This is a genomic window from Streptomyces sp. NPDC004031 (genome assembly GCF_053604375.1).
The window spans coordinates 18,127-41,977 of record NZ_JBSGHL010000059.1; the positions used below are offsets into that span (position 1 = coordinate 18,127).

Here is a 23,851-nt window from a genome sequence, read left to right on the forward strand (position 1 = left end):
GGTCCGATCCGGACCACCGGCCGGTGGTGGGTTGCTCGCGCAGTTCCCCGCGCCCCTAAAAACGCGTGCCCGGCGCGGCAGCGCGGACCCCCGCTCGGCAGCGCGAAACGCGTGCCCGGCGGCGCGGCCGCAGCCCCCCGGCGGAGCCGGCACCCCCGGGAGGGGGAAGGGGGGTCCACCATGTGGGGGTAATTAATAGGATTTGACCACAATCACATAAAGCGTGAGGAACGTGTGGACAGCAAGGCGGGCTGTCCACACGAGCACCCGCCCCGGAGCCGCACGGCAAGTGCATCGTGCCGAGAGACGGGACCCACGCATGAGTGGAATGAGCCGAAGGAGTCTGCTGGCGACAACCGCGGGGGCGGCGGCCGGGCTGGCCGTCGCGGGGTGCGGGGCGGGGAAGGGCGGCAAGGAGGGTGCTGCCCGGCGGACGGGGGAGCCGTCGGGGGCGAGCGGGGCGCACGCGCCGACGCGGACGGTGACCCTCATCGGGGACGGGTCGACCGCGCACACGGGCGCGCAGCCGTACCAGCCGGTGGTCGACCGGCTGGAGCCGGGGCAGACGCCGCCGCAGTTCGTGGTCTTCTCGTGGGACGGCGCGGGCGAGGTCGGCAACGGGCTCTTCCCGCGGTTCCGCAAGCTCGCCTCGGACCACGGCGTGTCCATGACGTTCTTCCTGAGCGGGCTCTATCTGCTCCCGGAGGACAAGAAGCTGAACTACGCCCCGCCCAACAGCCCGCTCGGCGCCTCCGACATCGGCTACCTCGCGGACGACCACCTGCAGATGACGCTCGACAACGTCCGGCAGGCGTGGCTGGAGGGCCACGAGATCGGCACGCACTTCAACGGCCACTTCTGCACCGGCACCGGCAGCGTCGGGCGGTGGACCCCGGCGGACTGGAAGTCCGAGATCGACCAGGCCAAGAGCTTCGTGACCACCTGGAAGACGCAGACCGGCTGGCACGGCGAGGAGCCGCTGCCCTTCGACTACGAGAAGGAGCTGGTCGGCGGCCGCACCCCGTGCCTGCTCGGGCAGAACAGCCTGCTCCCGACGGCGTCGGCGCTGGGCTGGCGGTACGACGCCAGCTCGCCGGGCGGCAACCAGGTGTGGCCCTCGAAGAAGCTGGGCCTGTGGGACTTCCCGCTCCAGCTCATCCCGTTCCCCGGGCACACCTTCGAGGTGCTGTCGATGGACTACAACATGCTGGCCAACCAGTCGCACGCCGCGACGCAGTCCGACCCGCGCAACTACCCGTACTGGCGCGAGCAGGCCACGCAGTCGTACATCGCGGGCTTCGAGCGGGCGTACCAGACGAACCGGGCGCCGTTCTACATCGGCAACCACTTCGAGGAGTGGAACGGCGGGATCTACATGGACGCGGTCGAGGCGGCGTTCACGTACATCGCGGCCGCGGGGCACGACGACGTGCGGATGGTGTCCTTCCGGCAGCTCGCGGACTGGCTGGACGCGCAGGACCCGGCGGTGCTGGAGCGGCTGCGCGGGCTGGAGGTCGGGGAGAAGCCGTCGCAGGGCTGGAAGGAGTTCATGACGCTGCCCGCGCCCAAGCCCGCGGGCACCACCGCCTCGCCGCCCGCCCCGGTCGTCTAGGCGCGCCCGCGGCCATCACCTGGTCCTTACTTGGGGCGATTGCCGCTTTTGGTGCCGGTGTCGGGGGTGTGGAAGATCGCTCCGGGGCCCATGCGAAACTTTTCACATGAGTCCTACCCGCGCCCCCCGGCGCCGTATGCCGCGCCGTGCCGCGGCGCTCGCCTGTGTCGCGGCCGTGGCGTCGCTGCTGAGCGCGTGCTCGTCGTCGAGCGGGTCCACGTCGTCCGACGGCTCGAACTACGTCGGGGGCGCCGGCACGATCACGTACGTCAAGGCCGGCGACCGCAAGGCGGCGCCCGAGCTGGCGGGCGAGACCGTGGACGGCGGGCACGCGGACCTGGCGGCCTACAAGGGCAAGGTCGTCGTCATCAACATCTGGGGCTCGTGGTGCGCGCCCTGCCGCGCGGAGGCGCCGCACATGGCGTCGGTGTCGCAGGCCGACGTGTCCAAGGGTGTGCAGTTCCTCGGCATCAACACCCGCGACCTCGACCGGTCGCCCGCCCAGCGGTTCGTGGACCACTACAAGATCCCGTACCCGAGCCTGTACGACCCGGCCGGGAACCTGATCCTGAAGTTCCCCAAGGGCAACATCAACCCGGCGTCGCTGCCCGCCACGCTGGTCGTCGACCGGCACGGGAAGATCGCCGCCCGGGTCCTCGGCGCGCTCACCGAGGACGGTCTCAACGAGATGGTCGACAAGATCGTCGCGGAGAAGTGACGTGGCCGGGAACGGCACGCTGACCGTGCTGGCGTTCGACCAGACGCACACGGTCCTGACCGGCGCGCTGCTCGCCGCCATACCGGTCGCGATGTTCGCCGGCCTCATCTCGTTCTTCTCGCCCTGCGTGCTGCCGCTCGTGCCCGGCTACCTGTCGTACGTGACCGGTGTCACCGGCACCGACCTGGGCGAGGCCCGGCGCGGGCGGACGCTCGCGGGCGCGGCGCTGTTCGTGCTCGGCTTCAGCGCGGTCTTCGTGTCCGGCGGGGCGCTGTTCGGCAACTTCGGGCAGACGCTGCTGGTCCACAAGGACGTCCTGACCAAGATCTTCGGGTCGCTGACCATCGTGCTGGGCCTGGCCTTCATGGGCATGGTCGGCGGGGTCACGCAGCGCGAGTTCCGCTTCCACGTCCGGCCCACGATGGGCCTGGCCGGGGCGCCGCTGCTCGGTGTGCTGTTCGGGCTCGGCTGGACGCCCTGCGTCGGACCGACCCTGACGGCCGTCAACACGCTGGCCTTCAGCGACGCGAGCGCGGTGCGCGGCGCGGTGCTGATGGCCTTCTACTGCGCCGGGCTCGGTGTGCCGTTCATCGTGGCGGCCATAGCTTTCCGCCGTACGCTGGGCGCCTTCGCCTGGGTCAAGCGGCATTACGCGTGGGTCATACGGACCGGCGGAGTCATGCTCGTGGCGGTCGGCGTCCTGCTGGTCACCGGAGTGTGGGAACACATCACCTACCAGATGCAGATCTGGTCGAGCGGCTTCACTTCAGGGGTCTGAACCCATGAGCATCACGGAGAAACCCGGGAACGCCGGGACGGACGGGACCGCGCCCGGCGCCGGGCAGCCCGACCGCGACGACCTGGGCGCGGCCGGCGCGCAGCTGAGCACCGCCCCCGCCGACAGCCTGAACGAGGTGCCGGGGCTCGGGGTGCTGGGCTGGCTGCGCTGGATGTGGCGGCAGCTGACCTCGATGCGGATCGCGCTGATCCTGCTCTTCCTGCTGTCGCTCGCGGCGATCCCCGGCTCGCTCATCCCGCAGCACAACGACCAGCTCAAGGTCGACGCCTTCAAGGCGCGGCACACCGTGCTGGCACCGCTGTACGAGCGGTTCGGCCTCTTCCACGTCTACAGCTCGCCGTGGTTCGCGGCGATCTACATCCTGCTGTTCGTGTCGCTCGCGGGCTGCATCGTGCCGCGCACCTGGCAGTTCGTCGGCCAGCTGCGGGCCCGCCCGCCGGCCGCGCCGCGCAACCTGACCCGGCTGCCCGCGTACAGCACCTGGCACACCGACGCGAGCCCGGAGCAGGTCACCGAGGCGGCCCGCACGGTGCTGCGCGGACGCCGCTTCCGCACCAGCGTGACGGGCACCTCGGTCGCGGGCGAGAAGGGCTACCTGCGCGAGTTCGGCAATCTGCTCTTCCATGTCTCGCTGTTCGGCCTGCTGATCGCCTTCGCGCTGACGTCGCTGGAGAAGGCCGAGGGCGGCAAGCTGATCGTCGAGGGCGACGGCTTCGTCAACAACCTGACCTCGTACGACGACTTCAGCGGCGGCACCTGGTACGGCGCCGACGACCTCCAGCCCTTCGGCTTCAAGCTCGACAACTTCGAGTCGAGGTACGCCACGAGCGGCCCGGAGAAGGGCACCGCCCTGAAGTTCCAGGCGAACATCCGCTACTACTCCGGCACCGACGACTCGAAGACGACCAAGGGCACGATCTCGGTCAACCACCCGCTGAGCATCGGCGGCGAGAAGGTCTACCTCATCTCGCACGGCTACGCGGTCAAGGTCACCGTCACCGACGGCCAGGGCAACGTGGTGCACACCACCGTGCCGTTCCTGCCGCAGGACTCGGCGCTCACCTCGGTCGGCGTCATCAAGGCCCCGGACGCGATCGGCAAGGACGGCAAGGAGGACCAGCTCGGCTTCCGCGGCATCCTCGCCCCGACCTTCGCCACGAGCAAGACGCTCGGCATGTACTCGACCTTCCCGACGCTCCAGAACCCGCGGCTGGCCCTCAACGCCTTCCACGGCGACCTGGGCCTGGACGCCGGGCTCCAGCAGAACGTCTACAAGCTCGACGAGACGCACCTGAAGCAGTTCACCAACCCCGACGGCTCCCCGCTGTCCGACCTGCTCGGCGTGGGCGACACCATGACGCTGCCGAACGGCGCGGGCACCCTGCGGCTGGACGGCATCGCGACCTGGGCCAGCTTCACCGTCTCCCACCAGTCCGGCAACCTCGGCGCCCTGGTCAGCGGTATCGGCGCGATCCTCGGCCTGGCCGGTTCGCTGTTCATCCAGCGCCGCCGGATCTGGGTGCGGGCGAGCGCAGGCAAGGGCGGCGGGACGGTCGTGGAGCTGGGCGGCCTGGGCCGCAGCGAGTCCGCGCGGATCGCCGACGAGCTGGGCGACGTCGCCGTACAGATGCTCCCCGACGCACCCGTCACGCCCGACCCCGGCAGTGACGGGGACGACGCGGCACCACCCGAGTCCGGGTCAGGACCTGACACCACAGCGACCGACGACGAAGGAGCGCGCGCGTGAACATCGCTGCCGCGGTCAACGAGAACTTCGCGAACTACAGCAACTACATGATCCGCTCGGCGATGTTCGTGTACACGCTCGCCTTCCTCGCGCACCTGGCCGAGTGGGTCTTCGGCGGGCGCAGCAAGATCGCGGTGCAGTCCGCCGCGCTCACCGAGGAGGGGCGTGCCGAGCTGGCCGCCGCCGAGGCGGCCGAGGCCGCCCGCAAGAAGGCGGCGCAGCAGGTCACGGTGAAGACCGCGGGCGGCACCGTCACGCTGGAGCGCCCGACCGTCGTGACGCGCGCCTCGGCGAGCGACCGCGGCATGGAGGACGGCCCCGGCGCCGCGGGCGGCGACGAGAAGGGCGACCTCTACGGGCGGATCGCCGTCTCCTTCACGGTGCTCGCGTGGCTGCTGCACGTCGGCGGCGTCGCCTTCCGCGCCGCCTCGGTGGAGCGCGCCCCGTGGGGCAACATGTACGAGTTCTCCACCACCTTCGGCGCGGTCGCCGTCGGCACGTACCTGCTGCTGCTCGCGCTGCGCAAGAACGTCCGCTGGATCGGGCTGTTCCTGACCACCACGGTGCTGCTGGACCTGGGTCTGGCACTGACCGTCCTCTACACCAACAGCGAGCAGCTCGTCCCGGCGCTGCACTCGTACTGGCTGTGGATCCACGTGTCGTGCGCGATCATCTCCGGCGCGGTGTTCTACCTCGCGGCCGTCGGCACGCTGCTGTTCCTCTTCCGCGACCACTACGAGGTCGCGGTCGCCGCGGGCAGGGCGAGCACCGGTCGCTGGGGCGACATCATGCGGCGGCTGCCCGCGGCGGCGACCCTGGACAAGTTCGCGTACCGGATGAACGCGCTGGTCTTCCCGCTGTGGACGTTCACCATCATCGCGGGCGCGATCTGGGCGCAGGCCGCCTGGGGCCGCTACTGGGGCTGGGACCCCAAGGAGACCTGGGCGTTCATCACCTGGGTCGCCTACGCCTGCTACCTGCACGCGCGCGCCACCGCGGGCTGGAAGGGCCGCAAGGCCGCCTACCTGGCGCTCGCCGCCTTCGCGTGCTTCCTGTTCAACTACTACGGCGTGAACATCTTCGTCGGCGGCAAACACTCCTACGCCGGGGTCTGACCCGGCGCCGCCCGGCGGGATGCGAGACTGGGGCCCATGGCTTACGACGATCTCCGCTCGTTCCTCCGGGCACTGGAGAAGGAGGGCGACCTGCGGCGGATCACCGCCGAGGTCGACCCGTACCTGGAGGTCGGCGAGATCACCGACCGGGTCAACAAGGCCGGCGGCCCCGCACTGCTCTTCGAGAACGTGCGGGGCTCGGCCGCGCCGCTCGCGATGAACGTCTACGGCACCGACCGGCGGCTGCTCAAGGCGCTCGGCCTGAAGTCCTACGCGGAGATCAGCGAGAAGATCGCCGGGCTGCTCAAGCCCGAGCTGCCGCACGGCTTCGTCGGTGTCCGGGAGGCCTTCGGCAAGCTGTCCGGGATGCTCCACGTGCCGCCGAAGAAGGTCAAGGACGGGCCCGTCCAGGAGGTCGTGCTGACCGGGGACGACGTCGATCTCGACGCGCTCCCCGCGCTCTTCACCTGGCCGCAGGACGGCGGCTCCTTCTTCAACCTGGGCCTGACCCACACCAAGGACCCCGAGACGGGCGTCCGCAACCTCGGCCTCTACCGGTTGCAGCGGCACGACCGGCGCACCATCGGTATGCACTGGCAGATCCACAAGGACAGCCGCAACCATTACCAGGCCGCCCAGCGGCGCGGCGAGAGGCTGCCCGTCGCGATCGCCTTCGGCTGCCCGCCCGCCGTGACGTACGCGGCGACCGCGCCGCTGCCCGGCGACATCGACGAATACCTCTTCGCGGGCTTCGTGCAGGGCAAGCGGATCGAGCTGGTCGACTGCAAGACGGTGCCGCTCCAGGTGCCCGCGCAGGCCGAGGTCGTCATCGAGGGCTGGCTGGAGCCCGGGAAGACGCTGCCGGAGGGCCCGTTCGGCGACCACACCGGCTTCTACACCCCGCAGGAGCCCTTCCCGGCGCTCACCATCGACTGTGTGACGATGCGCAGGAAGCCGGTCCTCCAGTCGATCGTGGTGGGCCGGCCGCCGACCGAGGACGGGCCGCTGGGCCGCGCGACCGAGCGCTTCTTCCTGCCGCTGTTGAAGGTCATCGTCCCGGACATCGTGGACTACCACCTGCCGGAGGCGGGCGGCTTCCACAACTGCGCGATCGTCTCGATCGACAAGAAGTACCCGAAGCACGCCCAGAAGGTCATGCACGCGGTGTGGGGCGCCCACATGATGTCGCTGACCAAGCTGATCATCGTGGTGGACGCCGACTGCGACGTCCACGACCTGCACGAGGTCGCCTGGCGGGCCCTCGGCAACACCGACTACTCCCGCGACCTCACCGTCGTGGAAGGACCCGTCGACCATCTGGACCACGCCTCCTACCAGCAGTTCTGGGGCGGCAAGGCCGGGATCGACGCAACCCGCAAGCTGCCCGAGGAGGGCTACACGCGGGACGGGGGCTGGCCGGAGATGGTGCTCTCCGACCCGGAGACGGCGGCGAAGGTCGACCGCCGATGGAGGGAGTACGGCCTGTGAGTGCCGACACAGCCACCCCGGACCTCGTCGGACGCGGTCCCCGGCCCGAGAGCCGGGTGCGGGCCTTCCTGCGGCTGGTGATGATCGAGCACTCGGTCTTCGCCCTGCCCTTCGCCTACATCGCGGCGCTCACCGCGATGTTCCGGGACGACGGGCATGTGCACTGGGGCGAACTGCTGCTGGTCACCGTGGCGATGGTGGGCCTGCGGACCTTCGCGATGGCCTGCAACCGGATCATCGACCGGGAGATCGACGCCCGCAACCCGCGCACCGCCACCCGCGAACTCGTCACCGGCGCCCTGTCGGTGCGCACCGCGTGGACCGGCGCGCTCGTGGCGCTCGCGGTCTTCCTGGGCGCGGCCGCGCTGCTCAACACGCTGTGCCTGGTGCTCGCGCCGGTCGCGGTGGTGCCGATGGTCGTCTACCCCTACGGCAAGCGCTTCACGAACTTCCCGCACGCCATCCTGGGCCTGGCCCAGGCGATGGGCCCGGTCGGGGCGTGGCTCGCGGTGACCGGCTCGTGGTCCTGGCCCCCGGTCGTGCTCGGCCTGGCGGTCGGGGTGTGGATCGGCGGTTTCGACCTCATCTTCGGCTGCCAGGACGTGGCCGCCGACCGGGCGCACGGCGTCAAGTCCGTGCCCGCGCGCTTCGGCATCCCGGCGGCCCTGCACGGCGCCCGCGCCAGCCACGTCGTGACCACCGCGCTGCTGGTCTGGTACGGCGTGCTGACCGACGCGGGCGGCCTGTGGTGGACGGGCCTGGCGGTCGTCGCCGGGGCCTTCCTCTACGAGCACTCCATCGTCCGGCCGCACGACCTGAGCCGGCTCAACCGGGCGTTCTTCACCGTCAACGGAGTCATCGGCATCACGCTCTTCGTCTTCGCGCTGTGCGACCTGCTCGCGCGCGGCCTCGGCGGCTGAACCACCGGGGCCGCGCGCGGTCCCGAGCCGTACGGCTCAGAAATCGCTCGGGTCGGAACCGTCGTCCGAGCCGCCGAGCTGCGACATCACCAGGCCCATGAGGTCCTGCGGGTTGAGCTGCTGGGCGCCGGAGGGCGCGCTGACCGGGGCGGCGTCGCCGTCGATCGACAGGTCCAGCGGCAGCTTGCCGTGGATCGTGTCGTCGAGCTGCGCGAGGTCCACGGTGATGTGGGTGAGCTTGCCGCCCTTGATGGCCAGGTCCACGTTGACCGTCTTGTTCGGGACGTCGTCGAGGTTCTTGGTGACGTCACCGGGCAGCGACTTGGAGAGCGAGCCGAGGCCGTTCTGCAGGTCCTTGGCGAGGGTGCGGGCCGGGATGGACGCCTGGATGTGGTCCGCGCCGTCCTTCGTGCCGAGGTCGGTGAGCTTGGCGTCGCGGGTGAGCGAGGTGCGCAGCGGGTCGATGAGCTGCGTGAGGCTCTTGTTCGCGAGGTCGGTGGGCAGCGCGGTCGGCAGGCCGGTGGGCAGGCCGAGGCCGGACAGCGGGTCGTCGCTGCCGGAGTCGCCGGAGGCCGCGTCGCCCTGCGAGCCCAGGGACTTGAAGAAGTCCTCGAAGCCCTTCGGGTCCAGCGACACCCAGCCGCCCTTGACGAGCGTCTTGACGGAGGCGAAGGAGGACGGCATCTGGTCGACCGAGCCGAGCATGCCGTTGAGTTCCTGGAGGTCCTTGTCGGACGGGTCGAGCCCGGCGATGGCCTTGAGGTCCACCTTGAGGTAGACCTTCTCGTCCACCGCGCGCAGGCCGACGAGCGTGCTGCCGTCCTTGCCGCCGGAGGCGTCCGAGGCGACGGTGAAGCCGACGTTGCCGCCCTTGTCGCCCTGCTTGAGCTGGGCGAAGGGCTTGGGGGAGCTGAGCGCGGCGCTGATCCTCAGCCCCGCGAGCACCTTGGCGTCGGACAGGTCGAAGTCGTCCTGGTCCTTCATCGCCGCGTAGATCTGCTGCGCCGTGCCGTCGAAGGACAGGCCGACGGTGACGGCCTTCTGGTCGCCCAGGTTGGTGAACGCGTTGGTGACCTTGCCCTGCGGGGTGCTGGGCTCGTCGTCGCCGCAGGCGGCGGCGCCCGCGGTTATCAGTGCCACGACTGCGGCGGCGGCAAGACCCTTGCGGATGCTGTTGATGTCGAACTCCTCGTTCGCCGCCGAGCACTTCCGTACCCGCGGACTTTGCACAATCTTGACTGAAGGTTACCTGTGCAGGCGCTGTGCTTTCGACGGGATATGTCTGCCGACGTGCGGGCCGCCCGCTGCCGGGATCCGGCAGCGGAAGCAGCCGCTCCGTCAGGAGGCCTGCGCCACCGAGCGGTCGCGGAAGAGGAACGCCGCCACGACACCGCCGACCAGACCGAACAGATGCGCCTGCCAGGACACCCCGGTGGCCGTCGGCAGCACACCCCACAGGATCGACCCGTAGAGCACGCCGACGATGAGGCCCACGATCACGTCCAGCGCCCGGTGGTCCACGAAACCGCGCACCACCAGGTACCCGAACAGGCCGAAGATGAGCCCGGACGCGCCGAGCGTGACACTGTGCGCGGGCGCCGTCAGCCACACGCCGAGCCCGCTGACCACCATGACCGTCAGGGCCACCGCGAGGTAGCGGGCTATGCCGCTGAGCGCGGCGATGAAGCCCAGCACGAGCAACGGCAGGCTGTTGGACGCCAGATGGGAGAAGCCGACGTGCAGGAAGGCGGCCGGCACGATGTCCAGCAGCTCGCTGCCCTGCCGGGGGGAGATCCCGTAGGTGTCCAACCGCTGACCGCTCAGCGCGTTGACCGCCTCGATGCCCCACAGCAGCGCCAGCCAGCCGCCCATCAGGATGCCCGCCGCGGCCACCCGGCCGCCGGCCCGCACCGGGGCGAGCAGCGTGCCCGACACGCTCATGACCGCCTCCCGCCGTGCGCGGTGTGTCCGTGACCCACGGCCAACCCCCTGAATCCCCCGGCCGTCTCCCGACGGCGACCGGCCCCGCCACTCCCTTTACTCCTGGAAGACGCCGATCGCCCCCGCGGGGTTCCCTCCGCGGCGGCCTCCGGCGCCGCCGGTTACCCTCGTCGGCGTGGACGACGCACAGCACGGGGAGCCCCAGGAGGACGCGAAACCGCAGGCCGGGCCGCCCCGCACCCCGTGGGTGGTGGGCGTCTCCGGCGCCTCGGGCACCCCGTACGCCGCCGCGGTGCTGCGCGCGCTGCTGGCCGCGGGCCAGGACGTCGACCTCGTCGTGAGCCGCGCGGCCCGGCTCACCCTGCTGGACGAGACCGGCGGACCCTTCCGCGACGCCCACTGGCGGACCGACCTCGCCCGGCTGCTCGCCCGCGGCGCCGACGGCGACCCGGCCGCCTACCCCGTGCCCGACCTGGACCGGGTACGCCACTGGCCGGCCGGCGACCTGGCCGCCGGGCCGTCCTCCGGCTCGTACCCGGCCCGCGGCATGCTCATCGTGCCGGCCAGCACCGCGTGCGTGGCCGGGGTGGCGCTCGGGCTGTCCAAGGACCTGCTGCAACGCGCCGCGAGCGTGACCCTCAAGGAGCGCCGCCCGCTCGTCGTCGCCGTGCGCGAGACCCCGCTGAGCGGCCAGACGCTGCGCCACCTGGTCGCCCTGGACGACGCCGGGGCCGCCGTCCTGCCCGCCTCACCGGCCTTCTACACCGGCGCCACCCACATCCAGGACCTCGTCGACTTCGTCGCCGGGCGCGCCCTGGACGCCGCCGGGGTCCCGCACACCCTGTACCGCCGCTGGCAAGGCGGCCTCGGACGGGCAGATGCGCAGGGCGCAGGCCCCGCCATGCCTTAGATTCGTGTCCAGACAGCGCAGTCGCGGTACGAACAGGAGGGTCCCCCCTGATGGACGCGGTGGACAGACAGCTCATCCAGGCGTTGCGGGAGAACGGCCGGGCGTCGTACGCCGAACTGGGCCGGCTGGTGGGCCTGTCCGGCCCCAGCGTCACCGACCGCATCAACCGCCTGGAGCAGGCCGGGGTGATCACCGGCTACCGCGCCACGGTCGCCCCCGCCGCGCTCGGCCTCGGGGTGACCGCGCTCGTCGGCCTCCAGCTCAGTGACGCCGCCGACCACGAGGACGTCGCCGAGCGGCTGCGCGCCCTCGACGAGATCGAGGACTGCTGGTTCATCGCCGGGGACGACTCGTACATGCTCAAGGTCCGGGTCAACGACGTGGACGGCCTGGAGGCCACCATCCGCCGGCTGTCCGGCACCAAGGGCGTGGCCCGCACCCGTACCACGATCGTGCTGTCGACGAAGTGGGAGAACCGGGTCGGCGCGCTGCCCGAGGAAAGCGGAGCGTAGTGTCGGACGCCGGGCGGTCGATCCCGGCAGGAGGAGAAGCACATGGACGCGGGGCTCAAGCGGGAGCTGGAAGAGAAGGTCTACGCGGGCGAGCGGCTGACGCGTGAGGACGGCATCGCCCTCTACGAGTCCGACGACCTGGCGTGGCTCGGCGGCCTCGCGCACCACGTGCGCACGCAGAAGAACGGCGACGTCGTCCACTTCAACGTCAACCGCCACCTCAACATGACGAACGTGTGCACCGCCTCGTGCGCGTACTGCTCCTTCCAGCGCAAGCCGGGCGAGAAGGACGCGTACACCATGCGCATCGAGGAGGCCGTCCGGCTGGCCAAGGCCATGGAGGGCGACAACCTCACCGAGCTGCACATCGTCAACGGCCTGCACCCCACGCTGCCCTGGCGCTACTACCCGCGCTCGCTCAAGGCCCTCAAGGAGGCGCTGCCGCAGGTCTCGCTCAAGGCCTTCACCGCCACCGAGATCCACCACTTCGAGACCATCTCGGGGATGTCCGCCTCCGACATCCTCGACGAGCTGATCGACGCGGGCCTGGAATCCCTCACCGGTGGCGGCGCGGAGATCTTCGACTGGGAGGTGCGCCAGCACATCGTGGACCACCGCACCCACTGGGAGGACTGGTCCCGCATCCACCGGCTGGCGCACTCCAAGGGCCTCAAGACCCCCTGCACCATGCTCTACGGCCACATCGAGGAGCCCCGGCACCGCGTCGACCACGTGCTGCGGCTGCGTGAGCTGCAGGACGAGACCGGCGGCTTCCAGGTCTTCATCCCGCTGCGCTACCAGCACGACTTCGTGGACATGAAGGACGGCAAGGTCCGCAACACCCTCCAGGCCCGCACCACGATGGCCACCGGCGCGGAGGCGCTCAAGACCTTCGCCGTCTCCCGGCTGCTCTTCGACAACGTGCCGCACGTCAAGGTCTTCTGGGTCATGCACGGCCTGTCCACCGCGCAGCTCGCCCTCAACCACGGCGCCGACGACATGGACGGCTCGGTCGTCGAGTACAAGATCACCCACGACGCGGACGACTACGGCACCCCCAACAAGCTCACCCGCGACGACATCCTCGACCTCATCCGCGACGCGGGCTTCCGCCCGGTCGAGCGCAACACGCGCTACGAGATCATCCGTGAGTACCCGGGCCCGGACGACTCCCGCCGCGACGCCCCGCAGCCCATGCGGGTGTGACCCGCCTCATGGGGACCCGGCTCCACGTAATGGCTACTCTGAAGGTATGACCCTTACGTGCGAGCTGGACCCCGTGCTGGACGACGCGCTCCGCGAGGGCATCCTCGCGCTCTGGACGGACGTCACCAACGCGGACGGCGCGGTCGGCTTCGTGCCCCCCGTCACCCCCGAGGACATCCGCCCCACCCTCGACGCGTCCCTCGCCGCGGTCGCGGACGGCAGCCGCAGGCTGCTCGTCGGCCGCGACGAGGACGGCGCGGTGGCCGGGACGGTCTTCCTCGCCTTCAACGAGCACCGGCTCATGACCCACTGGCTGTGGCTCTACACGGTGATGGTCCACCCCCGCCACCAGGGCCGCGGCTACGGCCGCACCCTGATGTCCGCGGCGGAGGCGACCGCCCGCACCCTCCCCGGCATCGAGGCGATCCGCCTCACGTGCCGGGGCGGCACCGGGGTCGACTCCTTCTACGCGGGATGCGGCTACAAGGAGGTCGGGCGCGTCCCCGACGCGATCCGGGTGGCCCCGGGCGACGACCGCGACGACATCATGATGCTCCTGACCCTGTAGCTCCCCAGCCCCATAGGGCGGTGCGCGTATTCAGGGGCGCGGGCCCTGCGCAAGGGCGGGGTTCGGGGGGCCGCCCCCGGTGGGGAGGGGGCGGCGTGCTTCACTGGGAACATGCTTAGGTACACCGCCATGCGCTTCGGCCTCATCGTCGCGAGCTTCGGTGTCATCTGGGGGCTGGTCCGGCTGCGTGTCCTGCCGGCCGGGCTCGGTGACTCGAACTACCTGTGGGTCGCCCTGCTGGCCCTCATCGTGTCCGCCCCGCTGAGCTTCGTCCTGCTGCGCAATGTGCGCGAGCAGGCGGCGACCCAGGTGTCCGACAAGGTCGAGCGCACCCGGCAGAACCTCATCGCGAACCAGCAGCAGGAGGACGCGGCGGACGACGCCGCGCGGGACGGCGCCGCGCGCACCGCCTGATGCCCGCGGCGGGGGGCAAGCGGGTCCCGCGGGCCGAACGCGAGCGGCAGATGCTCGACGCCGCCGTCGCGGTGTTCGCGCGCCGCGGTTTCCGTGCCGCGTCGATGGACGAGATCGCGGAGGCGGCGGGCGTCAGCAAGCCGCTGGTGTATCTGTACCTGGAGTCCAAGGACGCCCTGTTCACCGCGTGCATCCGGCGTGAGGCGGACGCGCTGACCGCGGCCGTACGCGACGCGGTCGCGGCGGACGCGCCGCCGGAGCGGCAGTTGTGGAGCGGGCTGCTCGGCTTCTTCGAGCACACCGCGGCGCACCCCGACGGCTGGACGGTGCTCTACGCGCAGGCCCGTACGGTCGGTGAGCCGTTCGCCGCGCAGGTGGCGGGGCTGCGGGCGCGGATCGTCGACTTCGTCGCGGAACTCATCGCGGCGGCGTGCGGCGCCCCCGACACCCGGACCGTCGCACCGTACGCGTACGCGCTGGTGGGGGCCGCGGAGTCGCTCGCGGCGTGGGCGTCGGCGACGTCCGAACCGCCGCCCCCGCACGATCTGGCCGCCTCCCTCATGACCTTCGCCTGGACGGGCCTGGCCCAGACCGTCTAGCCCTCGCGTGCCTCCGCGCGGAAGGTGCGGCGGTAGGTGTCGGGCGGGACGCCGACCACGCGGTGGAAGTGGCGGCGCAGGGTGGCGGCCGAGCCCAGGCCGGTCGCGGCGGCGACCGCGTCGATGCCGCGGTCGGTGGTCTCCAGCAGTTCCTGTGCGCGCCGGACGCGCTGGGCGAGCAGCCACTGGAGCGGCGTCGTGCCCGTCACGGACCGGAAGTGCCGGCCGAGGTGGCGTGAGCTCATCCGGGCCTGCCGGGCGAGGTCTTCGACCGTCAGCGGCCGGTCGAGGTGCCGCAGTGCCCAGGGCAGCAGTTCGGCGAGGGGGTGGCGGCCGGGGGCGGCGACGGGGGTGTGGACGAACTGGGCCTGGCCGCCTTCCCGGTGCGGGGGTACGACCAGTCGCCGGGCGACGGCGTTGGCGACGGACGAGCCGCGGTCGAGGCGGACGAGGTGCAGGCACAGGTCCATGGCGGCGGCCTTGCCCGCGGAGGTCAGCACCCGGCCGTTGTCGACGTAGAGGACGTCGGGGTCGACCTCGACGCGCGGGTGCAGCGCGGCCAGTTCGCGGGTGTGGGCCCAGTGCGTGGTGGCGCGCAGGCCGTCCAGCAGCCCGGCCGCGGCGAGCACGAAGGCGCCCGTGCAGAGCGAGGCCACCCGGGCGCCCGCGTCGTGGGCGGCCCGTACGGCGTCGACCAGGTCCGCGGGCGGGGTGACGTCCGGATCCGCCCAGCCGGGGACGATCACGGTGTGGGCGGACGCGAGCCGGTCGAGCCCGTGCTCGGGCTCCAGCAGGAAGCGGCCGACCCGTACCGGGGCCGTACCGCACGTCTCCAGGTCGTACCAGGGCCCCGGGACGGCGTCCGGCTTGGCGCCGAAGACCTCGGTGGCCAGGGACAGTTCGAAGTGCAGCATTCCCTCGCTGACGGCGAGCGCGACCGTGGTCATGTCCGGAAGTGTACGGGTGCTGTCGTTCCGGACACTCGTCGCCGTCCGGCCCGCCCGCCAGGATGGCCGTACGGATCGCGGCGGACACCACCGCGCGGGGACGGCGTACGGAACGGGAGAGCTGATGGACGCGGGGACGGGGACGGGGCGGAAGGTCGCGGTGTTCGGGGCCTACGGGCACACGGGGCGTTTCGTGGTGGCGGAACTGGCCCGCCGGGGCTTCGTGCCCGTGCCCGCCGGGCGGGACGCGGGGCGGCTGGCGGAACTCGCGGCCGAGCGGGGCCTTCACGACGTCCGCCCGGCGTCGGCGGACGACCCGGCGGCCCTGGACCGGGCCCTCGCCGGGACCGCGGCCGTCGTCAACTGCGCGGGCCCCTTCGCGGCGACCGCGGGCCCGGTGGTCGAGGCCGCGCTGCGCGCCGGGATCCCGTACGTGGACGTGGCCGCCGAGATCGAGGCCAACCACGACACCTTCGAGCGCTACGCGGACCGCGCGAAGGCCGCGGGCGCGGTCGTCGTCCCCGCCATGGCCTTCTACGGCGGCCTCGGCGACCTGCTGGCCACCGCCGCGATGGGCGACTGGACGTCCGCCGACGAGGCCCATGTCGCCTACGGGCTGAGCGGCTGGCACCCCACACCGGGCACGCGTGCCTCCGGTGCCGTCTCGCACGAGCGGCGCGGCGGCCGCCGGGTCCGCTTCAGCGGCGGACGGCTCACCTACCACGACGACCCGCTGCCGACCGAGGAATGGCACTTCCCCGGCCCGCTCGGCCGCCGCGCGGTCGTCGCCGACTTCACCATGGCCGACTCCGTCACCATCCCGCGCCACCTGCCCGTGCCCGAGGTGCGCGGCTACATGACGGTCGAGGCGGTCGAGGAACTGTCGTCCCCCGACACCCCGCCGCCCGCCCCCGGCGCGGACGGCCGCTCGGAGCAGACCTTCGTCGTGGACGTCGAACTGCGCCGCGGAACGGAACGCCGCCGGGCCACCGCGAGCGGCCGGGACATCTACGCGGTGAGCGCGCCCCTCGCCGTCGAGGCGGTGGCACGGATCCTCGACGGGCGTACGGCCACGGTCGGCGTCGCCCCGGCGGGCGAGATGTTCGACGCGGCCGACCTGCTGCGCGCCCTCGCACCGCACGTGACGGTGGCGCTGCCTTAGTCCCGCGGGCTGCGGCCCAGCCAGGTCAGGACGCGGGTCAGCGCGTCGGCGTCCGGCGCCGCGGGCAGCGGGTCGGCGAAGACGGGGGAGGCGGGCGGTACGGCGAGGGCGATCGGGAGCGCGGCCTCGACCAGGTCGGCGTCGGGGGTGAAGGGGACGCCGAGGGTCACCGCGACGTCCCAGGCGTGCACCACGTAGTCCAGGAAGTGGAAGCCCACCGCCAGGCGGGCGGGGAAGTCCGGGCCGGTGCTGAACTCGGCCAGGGTGAACGGCTGTTCGGGGTCGTCCACGGCGGCGAAAGCGGCGACGACGTCCGCAGCGGCGGCCTCGTACGCGGCCGCCGGGTCCGCGTCCTGTGCGACGGCCCAGACCGCGGCCTCGCCGCCCGCCCCCCGTGCGGCGGCGGCGAAACCACGGTGCTGGGCCGTCATGTGCCCCAGCAGATCCGCGAGGTCCCAGCCCTCGCAGGGGGTGGGGCGGCGCAGATCGGCTACGGTCGATTCCCGGACGAGCCCGGTGCTCAGGCGCACCGCGCGTGCGTCGAGGTCACGGAGCCGCTCCATAACGGTAGGCATGTGCTTATCGTCTGCGAGAGCTTATTATCTGTCAAGGGAGTTCCTGCGATGTCCGCCGATCGCCGCCGCCCGCCCCGCAAGGACCTCGCCGCGATGATCGTCCCCCTCGGCCGCGCGCTCACCGCGGCGGAACTCCCCGTGCTGCGCGAGCACGGGCTCACCATGTGGGCCTACTCCGTCCTCCTCGGGCTCGACCCCGAACCCCTGCGCAGCCAGGCCGCTCTCGCGGAGGCCATCGGCGCCGACAAGACCCGCATCATCGAGGTCCTCGCCGATCTGGAGGCCCGCGGCCTCATCACCCGCACGCCGGACCCCTCCGACCGCCGCGTCCGCCTCCTCGCCCTCACCCCGGAAGGCCTCCGCCTCCGCGATGCCGCGCAGGGCGCGATCCAGTCCCGCGAGAACGCCCTCCTGTCCCGCCACCTGACGGAGGCCCAGGCCTCCACCCTCCTGGCCGCCCTCGCCACCCTCTCCGCGCTTCCGGCGGAGGCCCTGGGGGAACGGTGAGTCCGCCCTGCGCAGGGGGCCGCGCCCGTTTTTAGGGGCGCGGGGAACTGCGCGAGCAACCACTCACCGGCCGGTGGTCCGGCGCGAACCGAATCGCCCCCTCGGTCCGGTGACGACCCGCACCACGGTGGTGGGCTGAGCGCGCAGTTTCCCGCGCCCCTAAAAACGGGTGCCCCGCGCGGCAGCGCAGAACGCTCGCCCCGCGCGGCAGTGCGAGATGCCCGACCGGCGAGGTCAGCTCATCGTGCCCACCACGTGGACGCCGGAGGGGGAGCGGACCTCGAAGGCGGAGCCGGACGCGGCGAACTCGACGGTCGAGGGCAGCAGGACGGGCCGGCGGAACTCGGCCTCAAGAACGTTCGCCTCAGCGGCGAGCGCCCCGCACCGCGCCACCGTCCACATGCCGTGGACGATCGCGCGGGGGAAGCCGAAGGGGCGGGCGGTGGGGGCCGAGAGGTGGATGGGGTTGTAGTCGCCGCTCACCCGGGCGTGCCGGCGCCCGAGGTCGCCGGGCAGTTGCCAGGTCTCGACGAGGGGGAGGCGGGGGCCGGGGGCGGCGGCCCCCGAGGCGTCCTGGTCCGGCACCCGGTGCCTGGCCAGGTACGTGCTGGCGTCCTGCCACACCAGTCGGCCCGAGAGGTGCGCCTCGGTCACGACGACGACCTCCGTACCGCGCCGGTGCGGCCGCAGGCCCTCCGTGCGGACGGTGAGGTCGGGCCGGTCGGTGACGGTCAGGGCGTGCAGCCGCCGCACCGTGATCGACGTGTGGACGAGCCCGAGCAGCGGCAGCGGGAACGCGCGGGCGGCCATGAGCCGCGCGGCGAGCGGGAAGCCGAGGATGTGCGGGTAGGTGAGGGGGAGGACGGGCCCTGGCTCGTACCCGCAGACGCGGGCGTACGCGGCGGCCCGCGCGGGGCCGACGCGGACGGCCTCGCGGGTGAGCCGGGCGGGGGTGAGGCGGGAGGCGGCGGAGGGGCGCTTGGTGAGCCCGGTGAGCGCGCCGCGGCCGAGTGTCAGGAGCAGTGGCGCCATGTCAGGCGCCCAGCAGCGACTGGCCGCAGACGCGGACGACCTGCCCGTTGATCCCGCCGGAGGCCCCCGCCGCGAGCCAGTTGACGGTCTCGGCGACGTCCTCGGGGTGCCCGCCCTGGCCGAGGGAGTTCATCCGGCGGCCGGCCTCGCGGATGACCAGGGGGACGGCCGCGGTCATCGCGGTCTCGATGAAGCCGGGCGCGACCGCGTTGGCGGTGATGCCGCGTTCGCGCAGTTCCGCGTCGGCGGCGAGGGCGCGTACCCAGCCGATGATCCCGGCCTTGGAGGCGGCGTAGTTGGTCTGGCCGACGTTACCGGCGATGCCCGCGATGGACGCGGTGCCGACGATGCGCGCGTGGTCGGCGACGGCACCTGCCTTGAGGAGCGCGGCGGTGGTGCGCAGGACGCTGCCGAGGTTGACGTCGACGACGGTGTTCCAGCGGTCGGCGGCCATGTTGGCGAGCTTGCGGTCGCGGGTGATGCCCGCGTTGTGGACGAGGACGTCGAGGCCGCCGCCGGGCAGGGCCGCGGCGATGCGCTCGCCCGCGTCGGGCGCGGTGATGTCGAGCGTGAGGGCCTTGCCGCCGAGACGCGCGGCGACCTGGGCGAGCGCGTCGCCCGCCTGCGGCACGTCGAGCAGGACGACGTTCGCCCCGTCGCGGGCCAGCGTCTCGGCGACGGCCGCGCCGATGCCGCGCGCGGCCCCGGTGACGAGCGCGGTGCGCGGTCCCTCGGGCCGGGGGGCCGCCGGGCCGACCTCGACGACCTGGCCGCTGACGTACGCCGAGCGCGGCGAGAGCAGGAAGTCCAGCGCCGCGTCCGGCTCGGCGCCGGGGGCGAGCCGGACGAGGTTGACGGTGCTGCCCCGCCCGATCTCCTTGCCGAACGACCGGACGAAGCCCTCCAGCGCCTGCTGCGCGGCCGCGTGCGCGATGTCGCCGTCCTGCGGCCGTCCGCCGAGCACGACGACGCGTCCGCAGGGGGCGAGCGAGCGGGCGAGCGGGTGCAGGGCGGCGTGCAGGCCGCCGAGCGCGCCGGGCTCGTCGATCCCGCAGGCGTCGACGACGATCCCGCCGTACGGCGTCCCGCCCGCCGCGGGTGGTGCCTCGCCCGCGGCGATCCGCAGGACGGGGCCGGGCAGTTCCGGTGTCCGCGCCGAGTAGCGGCGCAGCGGGACGGGCAGGGGAAGGCCCAGGCGGCGGGCGAGGAAGCGGCCGGGTGCGGTGCCGGTGGCGCGGAGATAGCGATCGGCCATTGGCCTTCTCCTTACTCTGGAGTAAGTTTACCGGCGGTAAGGCTACTGGTGAGTCACGCAGATCGGAAGATCGGGAGACCGCATGCAGACCGTCCGCCGCGTCGCCGTCATCGCCGGCAACCGCATCCCCTTCGCACGCGCAGACGGCCCCTACGCCACCGCGTCCAACCAGGACATGCTCACGGCCGCGCTGAACGGCCTGGCCGAACGCACCGGCCTGGCGGGCGAGCGGGTGGGGGAGTTCACCGCGGGCGCCGTCCTCAAGCACAGCCGCGACTTCAACCTCGCCCGCGAGACCGTCCTCGGCTCCGTCCTCGCCCCCGACACCCCCGCCTACGACGTCCAGCAGGCCTGTGGCACCGGCCTCCAGGCCGTCTTCGCCGTCGCCGCGAAGATCGCCCTCGGCGTCATCGACAGCGGCATCGCGGGCGGCGCCGACACCACCAGCGACGCGCCCCTCGGCGTCAACGACCAGCTGCGCCGCACCCTCCTCGCCGCCCGCCGCGCCAGGACCCTCGGCGGCCGGGCCCGCGCGCTCGCCGCCGTACGCCCCCGGCACCTCGTCCCCGACATCCCGCGCAACGCCGAACCGCGCACCGGCCTTTCCATGGGCGAGCACGCCGCGCTCACCGCCGCGCAGTGGGGCATCACCCGCGAGGCCCAGGACGAACTCGCCGCCGCCAGCCACCAGCGGCTCGCCGCCGCCTACGACCGGGGCTTCTTCGAGCCGCTCGTCACCCCCTTCCGCGGACTCGCCCGCGACCAGAACCTCCGCCCCGACTCCACGCCCGAGAAACTCGCCCGGCTCCGCCCCGTCTACGGCGGCCCCGACGGCACGATGACCGCGGGCAACTCCACCCCGCTCACCGACGGCGCCGCCGTCGTCCTGCTCGCCTCCGAGGAATGGGCCGCCGCCCACGGCCTCGAACCCCTCGCCTTCCTCACCGCCTACGAGACGGCCGCGGTCGACTTCGTCTCCGGAGCGGAGGGGCTGCTCATGGCCCCCGCCTACGCGGTGCCGCGCATGCTCTCCCGTGCCGGGCTCGGGCTCGACGACTTCACCCACTACGAGATCCACGAGGCCTTCGCCTCCCAGGTGCTGGCCACGCTCGCCGCGTGGGAGGACAAGGACTACTGCGTGTCCCGGCTGGGGCTCGACGCCGCGCTGGGCTCCCTGGACCGCGCCCGGCTCAACGTCGCCGGGTCCTCCCTCGCCACGGGGCACCCGTTCGCCGCGACGGGTGCGCGGATCGTCGCCACGCTGGCCCACCACCTCGCCGGTGAGGCCTCGCCCGCGCGGGGGCTCGTCTCCATCTGCGCCGCGGGCGGCCAGGGCGTCACCGCGGTCCTCACCCGCCCCTGAGCGCCCCTGCTGCGTAGGGCGGTGCCCCGTTTTTCAGGGGCGTGGGAGGTACCTCCCACGCCCCTGAAAACGCTCACCCTCCGCGGTAGCGGAACCCTCACCCTCAAGGAGCCGTACGTATGCCCATACGCAAGACGCTCCCCCCGCCGGGGGAAAGGCCCGAGGTCCGGGTCGAGAACGGCCGGGTCGTCACCGCCTCCGTCAGACCGCTGGTGGACCCGCCGAAGCGGGGCTCCCTCGCCGACATCCCGTTCACGAACGCCGACGAGGCCCCCGACGACGTCGTCCTCAGCCGCAAAGCGCCGGACGGCGCCTGGCACGACGTCACGGCGGAGGACTTCCGCCGGGAGGTGCTGGGGCTCGCGAAGGGGCTGATCGCCGCCGGGCTCAGGCCCGGTGACCGGCTCGCGGTCATGGCGCGGACCTCGTACGCGTGGACGCTGCTGGACTTCGCGGCGTGGGCCGCGGGTCTGGTCACCGTGCCGGTCTATCCGACGTCCTCCGCGTCGCAGACGGAGTGGATCCTTGCGGACTCGGGCGCCGCGGCCTGCGCGGTGGAGAGCGTGGACCAGGCCCGTATGGTCAGCGCGGTGCGCGGGCGGCTGCCGGAGCTGCGGGAGCTGTGGCAGCTCGACACCGGCGTGCTGGACCAGATCGCGGCGGACGGCCGTACGCTGCCGGACGCGCTGGTCACCTCGCGGCGGCAGTCGATGGCGCCGGACACCGTCGCGACGCTCATCTACACCTCGGGGACGACGGGCCGGCCCAAGGGCTGCATCCTCACGCACGGCAACTTCTTCGCCGAGGTCGACAACGCGATCGAGCTGCTGCACCCGGTGTTCAAGTCGGTGAGCAGCGAGCCCGCGTCCACCCTGCTCTTCCTGCCGCTGTCGCACGTGTTCGGGCGGATGGTCGCGGTGGGCTGCCTGCGGGCCCGGGTGCGGCTGGGGCACGCGCCGAGCATCGCGACCGAGGACCTGCTCGCGGATCTGGCGGGCTTCCGGCCGACCTTCCTGCTGGCGATCCCGTACGTGCTGGAGAAGGTCTACAACACCGGCCGGGCGACCGCCGAGAAGATCGGCCGGGCGGCGTCCTTCGACCGGGCCGCGCGGATCGCGCAGGCGTACGGGCGGGCGCAGGTCGCCCGGCAGACGGGTACGGGCGACGGGCCGGGTCTGGGGCTGCGGCTCGCGCACGCGCTCTACGACCCGCTGGTCTACCGGCGGATCCGGGCGGCGCTGGGCGGCAAGGTGCGGTACGCGATCTGCGGCGGCTCCCCGCTGGGCGCGCGCCTCGCGGCCTTCTACGCGGGCGCCGGGGTGATGGTCTTCGAGGGCTACGGCCTGACGGAGACCACCGCGGCCGCCACTGTCACCCCGCCGCTGCACCCGCGGCTGGGCACGGTGGGCTGGCCGCTGCCGGGCACGGCGGTCCGGATCGGCGCGGACGGCGAGGTGCTGCTGCGCGGCGGGCAGGTCTTCGCCGGGTACTGGAACGACGAGGGGCCCTTCCCTGCCCTTGAGGGGTGGTTCCCGACGGGGGACGTCGGTGAGCTGGACGCCGAGGGCTATCTGACGATCACCGGGCGGAAGAAGGAGATCATCATCACCGCGGGCGGCAAGAACGTCGCCCCGGCCCCGCTGGAGGACCGGCTGCGGGCCCATCCGCTGGTCGGCCAGTGCATGGTGGTGGGCGACAACCGCCCGTACGTCGGCGCGCTGCTCACCCTGGAGCCGGACGGGCTCGCGCACTGGCAGCGGATGCGGCACAAGGAGGGCCTGGGCCCGGCGGAGCTGGCCGAGGACGCGGAGCTGCTGGCGGAGCTGCAGAAGGCGGTGGACGAGGCCAACGCGACGGTGTCGCGCGCGGAGTCCATCCGCCGCTTCCGGGTGCTGGCGGTCGACTTCACCGAGGACGGCGGGCACCTCACCCCGTCCCTGAAGATCCGCCGGGCGGCGGTCGCCCGGGACTTCGCCGCGGACATCGACGCGCTGTACGCCCGCCGTGCCGGATGAGGCCCCCCGGCCGCGGGTAAAGGCAGGGGCCGCCTCACCGGAGTGAGGCGGCCCCTTGGTACTACAGGTTCTGGGCGCGGACATGCGCCGCCGGACTGACTAGAAGGTCAGGCGACCGACTAGGCGGGGGTGACGTTCTCCGCCTGCGGGCCCTTCGGGCCCTGCGTGACGTCGAAGGACACCGCCTGGTTCTCCTCGAGGGAGCGGAAGCCGGTGGCGTTGATCGCGGAGTAGTGAACGAAGACATCCGGGCCGCCGCCGTCCTGGGCGATGAAGCCGAAGCCCTTTTCAGCGTTGAACCACTTGACGGTTCCGGTAGCCATTTAAAGCCCTCCTTGGGCCAAAGGGTCGCCCTGCTCCAGAACCTGCAACTGCGAAGTCTGAAAACGACAAGAGCCTGCGGGTTACATGCTCCGCAGGCTCTGTACTGCAAGGGAAACCAAACT

General features: G+C 72.5%; 24 protein-coding genes. 17 read left to right on the top strand and 7 right to left on the bottom strand.

Annotated features, from left to right (window positions below; genetic code table 11):
- Positions 1-319: 319 nt before the first annotated feature.
- The 7 genes from ACWERV_RS29495 to mqnP all read left to right on the top strand — a co-directional run bounded on the left by ACWERV_RS29495 (position 320) and on the right by mqnP (position 8,399).
- Positions 320-1,612, top strand: a complete 1,293-nt coding sequence (locus ACWERV_RS29495; protein ID WP_452938768.1) for a hypothetical protein — start codon at positions 320-322, stop codon at positions 1,610-1,612.
- 106 nt (positions 1,613-1,718) lie between these two features.
- Positions 1,719-2,330 (top strand): TlpA family protein disulfide reductase, encoded by a 612-nt coding sequence (locus ACWERV_RS29500; protein WP_452938770.1) that lies wholly within the window; start codon positions 1,719-1,721, stop codon positions 2,328-2,330.
- A gap of 1 nt (position 2,331) precedes the next feature.
- Complete coding sequence (locus ACWERV_RS29505; protein WP_452938773.1) at positions 2,332-3,108, top strand: cytochrome c biogenesis CcdA family protein; 777 nt, start codon at positions 2,332-2,334, stop codon at positions 3,106-3,108.
- Positions 3,109-3,112: 4 nt separating this feature from the next.
- Positions 3,113-4,876, top strand: coding sequence for a cytochrome c biogenesis protein ResB (gene resB / locus ACWERV_RS29510; RefSeq protein ID WP_452938776.1), 1,764 nt, complete (start codon positions 3,113-3,115; stop codon positions 4,874-4,876).
- Positions 4,873-5,991 (top strand): c-type cytochrome biogenesis protein CcsB, encoded by a 1,119-nt coding sequence (ccsB, locus tag ACWERV_RS29515; RefSeq protein WP_452938779.1) that lies wholly within the window; start codon positions 4,873-4,875, stop codon positions 5,989-5,991. Before resB ends, ccsB begins: the two co-directional genes overlap by 4 nt.
- A gap of 36 nt (positions 5,992-6,027) precedes the next feature.
- Positions 6,028-7,479: a menaquinone biosynthesis decarboxylase gene (locus ACWERV_RS29520; protein ID WP_398192759.1), complete on the top strand. Its 1,452-nt coding sequence runs from the start codon at positions 6,028-6,030 to the stop codon at positions 7,477-7,479.
- The gene (gene mqnP, locus ACWERV_RS29525; RefSeq protein ID WP_398192760.1) at positions 7,476-8,399 is read left to right on the top strand and encodes a menaquinone biosynthesis prenyltransferase MqnP; all 924 of its coding nucleotides are present in this window, start codon (positions 7,476-7,478) and stop codon (positions 8,397-8,399) included. Before ACWERV_RS29520 ends, mqnP begins: the two co-directional genes overlap by 4 nt.
- A 36-nt stretch (positions 8,400-8,435) precedes the next feature.
- On the opposite strand, the gene ACWERV_RS29530 is transcribed toward mqnP, so the two are convergent.
- Positions 8,436-9,629 carry a hypothetical protein gene (locus ACWERV_RS29530; RefSeq protein ID WP_452938782.1) on the bottom strand — a complete coding sequence of 398 codons (1,194 nt, stop codon included), beginning with the start codon at positions 9,627-9,629 and terminating at the stop codon, positions 8,436-8,438.
- Positions 9,630-9,737: 108 nt separating this feature from the next.
- Positions 9,738-10,340 carry a rhomboid family intramembrane serine protease gene (locus tag ACWERV_RS29535; protein WP_398192762.1) on the bottom strand — a complete coding sequence of 201 codons (603 nt, stop codon included), beginning with the start codon at positions 10,338-10,340 and terminating at the stop codon, positions 9,738-9,740.
- Positions 10,341-10,515: 175 nt separating this feature from the next.
- On the opposite strand from ACWERV_RS29535, the gene ACWERV_RS29540 reads away from it, so the two are divergent.
- The 6 genes from ACWERV_RS29540 to ACWERV_RS29565 all read left to right on the top strand — a co-directional run bounded on the left by ACWERV_RS29540 (position 10,516) and on the right by ACWERV_RS29565 (position 14,549).
- On the top strand, positions 10,516-11,250 hold the full coding sequence (locus ACWERV_RS29540) for a UbiX family flavin prenyltransferase (RefSeq protein WP_452938785.1): 735 nt from the start codon (positions 10,516-10,518) through the stop codon (positions 11,248-11,250).
- A gap of 50 nt (positions 11,251-11,300) precedes the next feature.
- Positions 11,301-11,762: an Lrp/AsnC family transcriptional regulator gene (locus ACWERV_RS29545; protein WP_452938787.1), complete on the top strand. Its 462-nt coding sequence runs from the start codon at positions 11,301-11,303 to the stop codon at positions 11,760-11,762.
- Positions 11,763-11,804: 42 nt separating this feature from the next.
- The gene (gene mqnE / locus ACWERV_RS29550) at positions 11,805-12,968 is read left to right on the top strand and encodes an aminofutalosine synthase MqnE (protein WP_452938790.1); all 1,164 of its coding nucleotides are present in this window, start codon (positions 11,805-11,807) and stop codon (positions 12,966-12,968) included.
- 46 nt (positions 12,969-13,014) lie between these two features.
- Positions 13,015-13,536, top strand: coding sequence for an N-acetyltransferase family protein (locus ACWERV_RS29555; RefSeq protein WP_452938793.1), 522 nt, complete (start codon positions 13,015-13,017; stop codon positions 13,534-13,536).
- A 111-nt stretch (positions 13,537-13,647) separates the two neighbouring features.
- Complete coding sequence (locus tag ACWERV_RS29560) at positions 13,648-13,950, top strand: DUF4229 domain-containing protein (protein ID WP_452938797.1); 303 nt, start codon at positions 13,648-13,650, stop codon at positions 13,948-13,950.
- Positions 13,950-14,549 carry a TetR/AcrR family transcriptional regulator gene (locus tag ACWERV_RS29565; protein ID WP_452938800.1) on the top strand — a complete coding sequence of 200 codons (600 nt, stop codon included), beginning with the start codon at positions 13,950-13,952 and terminating at the stop codon, positions 14,547-14,549. Before ACWERV_RS29560 ends, ACWERV_RS29565 begins: the two co-directional genes overlap by 1 nt.
- On the opposite strand, the gene ACWERV_RS29570 is transcribed toward ACWERV_RS29565, so the two are convergent.
- Positions 14,546-15,496: a helix-turn-helix domain-containing protein gene (locus ACWERV_RS29570; RefSeq protein ID WP_452938802.1), complete on the bottom strand. Its 951-nt coding sequence runs from the start codon at positions 15,494-15,496 to the stop codon at positions 14,546-14,548. The two genes, ACWERV_RS29565 and ACWERV_RS29570, sit on opposite strands and share 4 nt — an antisense overlap.
- 124 nt (positions 15,497-15,620) lie before the next feature.
- On the opposite strand from ACWERV_RS29570, the gene ACWERV_RS29575 reads away from it, so the two are divergent.
- A complete protein-coding gene (locus tag ACWERV_RS29575; protein WP_452938805.1) occupies positions 15,621-16,658 on the top strand; it encodes a saccharopine dehydrogenase family protein in 1,038 nt (345 codons plus the stop codon).
- Here the strand turns inward: ACWERV_RS29575 and ACWERV_RS29580 are convergent.
- Positions 16,655-17,233 carry a TIGR03086 family metal-binding protein gene (locus ACWERV_RS29580; protein WP_452938808.1) on the bottom strand — a complete coding sequence of 193 codons (579 nt, stop codon included), beginning with the start codon at positions 17,231-17,233 and terminating at the stop codon, positions 16,655-16,657. The genes ACWERV_RS29575 and ACWERV_RS29580 overlap by 4 nt on opposite strands.
- A 48-nt stretch (positions 17,234-17,281) precedes the next feature.
- Between ACWERV_RS29580 and ACWERV_RS29585 the strand changes: the two genes are divergently transcribed.
- Positions 17,282-17,740 (top strand): MarR family winged helix-turn-helix transcriptional regulator, encoded by a 459-nt coding sequence (locus tag ACWERV_RS29585; RefSeq protein WP_452938810.1) that lies wholly within the window; start codon positions 17,282-17,284, stop codon positions 17,738-17,740.
- A 234-nt stretch (positions 17,741-17,974) separates the two neighbouring features.
- On the opposite strand, the gene ACWERV_RS29590 is transcribed toward ACWERV_RS29585, so the two are convergent.
- Together ACWERV_RS29590 and ACWERV_RS29595 are read right to left on the bottom strand one after the other, a co-directional pair.
- Complete coding sequence (locus tag ACWERV_RS29590; protein ID WP_452938812.1) at positions 17,975-18,772, bottom strand: MaoC family dehydratase; 798 nt, start codon at positions 18,770-18,772, stop codon at positions 17,975-17,977.
- 1 nt (position 18,773) lies between these two features.
- Positions 18,774-20,027 (bottom strand): 3-oxoacyl-ACP reductase, encoded by a 1,254-nt coding sequence (locus ACWERV_RS29595; protein ID WP_452938814.1) that lies wholly within the window; start codon positions 20,025-20,027, stop codon positions 18,774-18,776.
- 82 nt (positions 20,028-20,109) lie between these two features.
- Between ACWERV_RS29595 and ACWERV_RS29600 the strand changes: the two genes are divergently transcribed.
- Both ACWERV_RS29600 and ACWERV_RS29605 read left to right on the top strand, forming a co-directional pair.
- Positions 20,110-21,390 (top strand): acetyl-CoA C-acetyltransferase, encoded by a 1,281-nt coding sequence (locus tag ACWERV_RS29600; RefSeq protein ID WP_452938817.1) that lies wholly within the window; start codon positions 20,110-20,112, stop codon positions 21,388-21,390.
- 119 nt (positions 21,391-21,509) lie between these two features.
- The gene (locus tag ACWERV_RS29605; RefSeq protein WP_452938819.1) at positions 21,510-23,405 is read left to right on the top strand and encodes an AMP-dependent synthetase/ligase; all 1,896 of its coding nucleotides are present in this window, start codon (positions 21,510-21,512) and stop codon (positions 23,403-23,405) included.
- 119 nt (positions 23,406-23,524) lie between these two features.
- Here ACWERV_RS29605 and ACWERV_RS29610 read toward each other — a convergent pair whose 3' ends face one another.
- Positions 23,525-23,728: a cold-shock protein gene (locus tag ACWERV_RS29610; protein WP_452938822.1), complete on the bottom strand. Its 204-nt coding sequence runs from the start codon at positions 23,726-23,728 to the stop codon at positions 23,525-23,527.
- Positions 23,729-23,851 lie beyond the last annotated feature (123 nt).

Bases quoted from the DNA above. Each gene is read 5' to 3' on its own strand.
- ACWERV_RS29495 (WP_452938768.1), top strand. From the start codon at position 320: ATGAGTGGAATGAGCCGAAGGAGTCTGCTGGCGACAACCGCGGGGGCG.
- ACWERV_RS29575 (WP_452938805.1), top strand. From the start codon at position 15,621: ATGGACGCGGGGACGGGGACGGGGCGGAAGGTCGCGGTGTTCGGGGCC.
- ACWERV_RS29610 (WP_452938822.1), bottom strand. From the start codon at position 23,728: ATGGCTACCGGAACCGTCAAGTGGTTCAACGCTGAAAAGGGCTTCGGC.
- ACWERV_RS29545 (WP_452938787.1), top strand. From the start codon at position 11,301: ATGGACGCGGTGGACAGACAGCTCATCCAGGCGTTGCGGGAGAACGGC.
- ACWERV_RS29555 (WP_452938793.1), top strand. From the start codon at position 13,015: ATGACCCTTACGTGCGAGCTGGACCCCGTGCTGGACGACGCGCTCCGC.
- ACWERV_RS29580 (WP_452938808.1), bottom strand. From the start codon at position 17,233: ATGCCTACCGTTATGGAGCGGCTCCGTGACCTCGACGCACGCGCGGTG.
- resB (WP_452938776.1), top strand. From the start codon at position 3,113: ATGAGCATCACGGAGAAACCCGGGAACGCCGGGACGGACGGGACCGCG.
- ACWERV_RS29605 (WP_452938819.1), top strand. From the start codon at position 21,510: ATGCCCATACGCAAGACGCTCCCCCCGCCGGGGGAAAGGCCCGAGGTC.
- ACWERV_RS29570 (WP_452938802.1), bottom strand. From the start codon at position 15,496: ATGACCACGGTCGCGCTCGCCGTCAGCGAGGGAATGCTGCACTTCGAA.
- ACWERV_RS29535 (WP_398192762.1), bottom strand. From the start codon at position 10,340: ATGAGCGTGTCGGGCACGCTGCTCGCCCCGGTGCGGGCCGGCGGCCGG.
- mqnE (WP_452938790.1), top strand. From the start codon at position 11,805: ATGGACGCGGGGCTCAAGCGGGAGCTGGAAGAGAAGGTCTACGCGGGC.
- ACWERV_RS29500 (WP_452938770.1), top strand. From the start codon at position 1,719: ATGAGTCCTACCCGCGCCCCCCGGCGCCGTATGCCGCGCCGTGCCGCG.
- ACWERV_RS29590 (WP_452938812.1), bottom strand. From the start codon at position 18,772: ATGGCGCCACTGCTCCTGACACTCGGCCGCGGCGCGCTCACCGGGCTC.
- ACWERV_RS29595 (WP_452938814.1), bottom strand. From the start codon at position 20,027: ATGGCCGATCGCTATCTCCGCGCCACCGGCACCGCACCCGGCCGCTTC.
- ACWERV_RS29600 (WP_452938817.1), top strand. From the start codon at position 20,110: ATGCAGACCGTCCGCCGCGTCGCCGTCATCGCCGGCAACCGCATCCCC.
- ACWERV_RS29560 (WP_452938797.1), top strand. From the start codon at position 13,648: ATGCTTAGGTACACCGCCATGCGCTTCGGCCTCATCGTCGCGAGCTTC.
- ACWERV_RS29520 (WP_398192759.1), top strand. From the start codon at position 6,028: ATGGCTTACGACGATCTCCGCTCGTTCCTCCGGGCACTGGAGAAGGAG.
- ACWERV_RS29585 (WP_452938810.1), top strand. From the start codon at position 17,282: ATGTCCGCCGATCGCCGCCGCCCGCCCCGCAAGGACCTCGCCGCGATG.
- ACWERV_RS29565 (WP_452938800.1), top strand. From the start codon at position 13,950: ATGCCCGCGGCGGGGGGCAAGCGGGTCCCGCGGGCCGAACGCGAGCGG.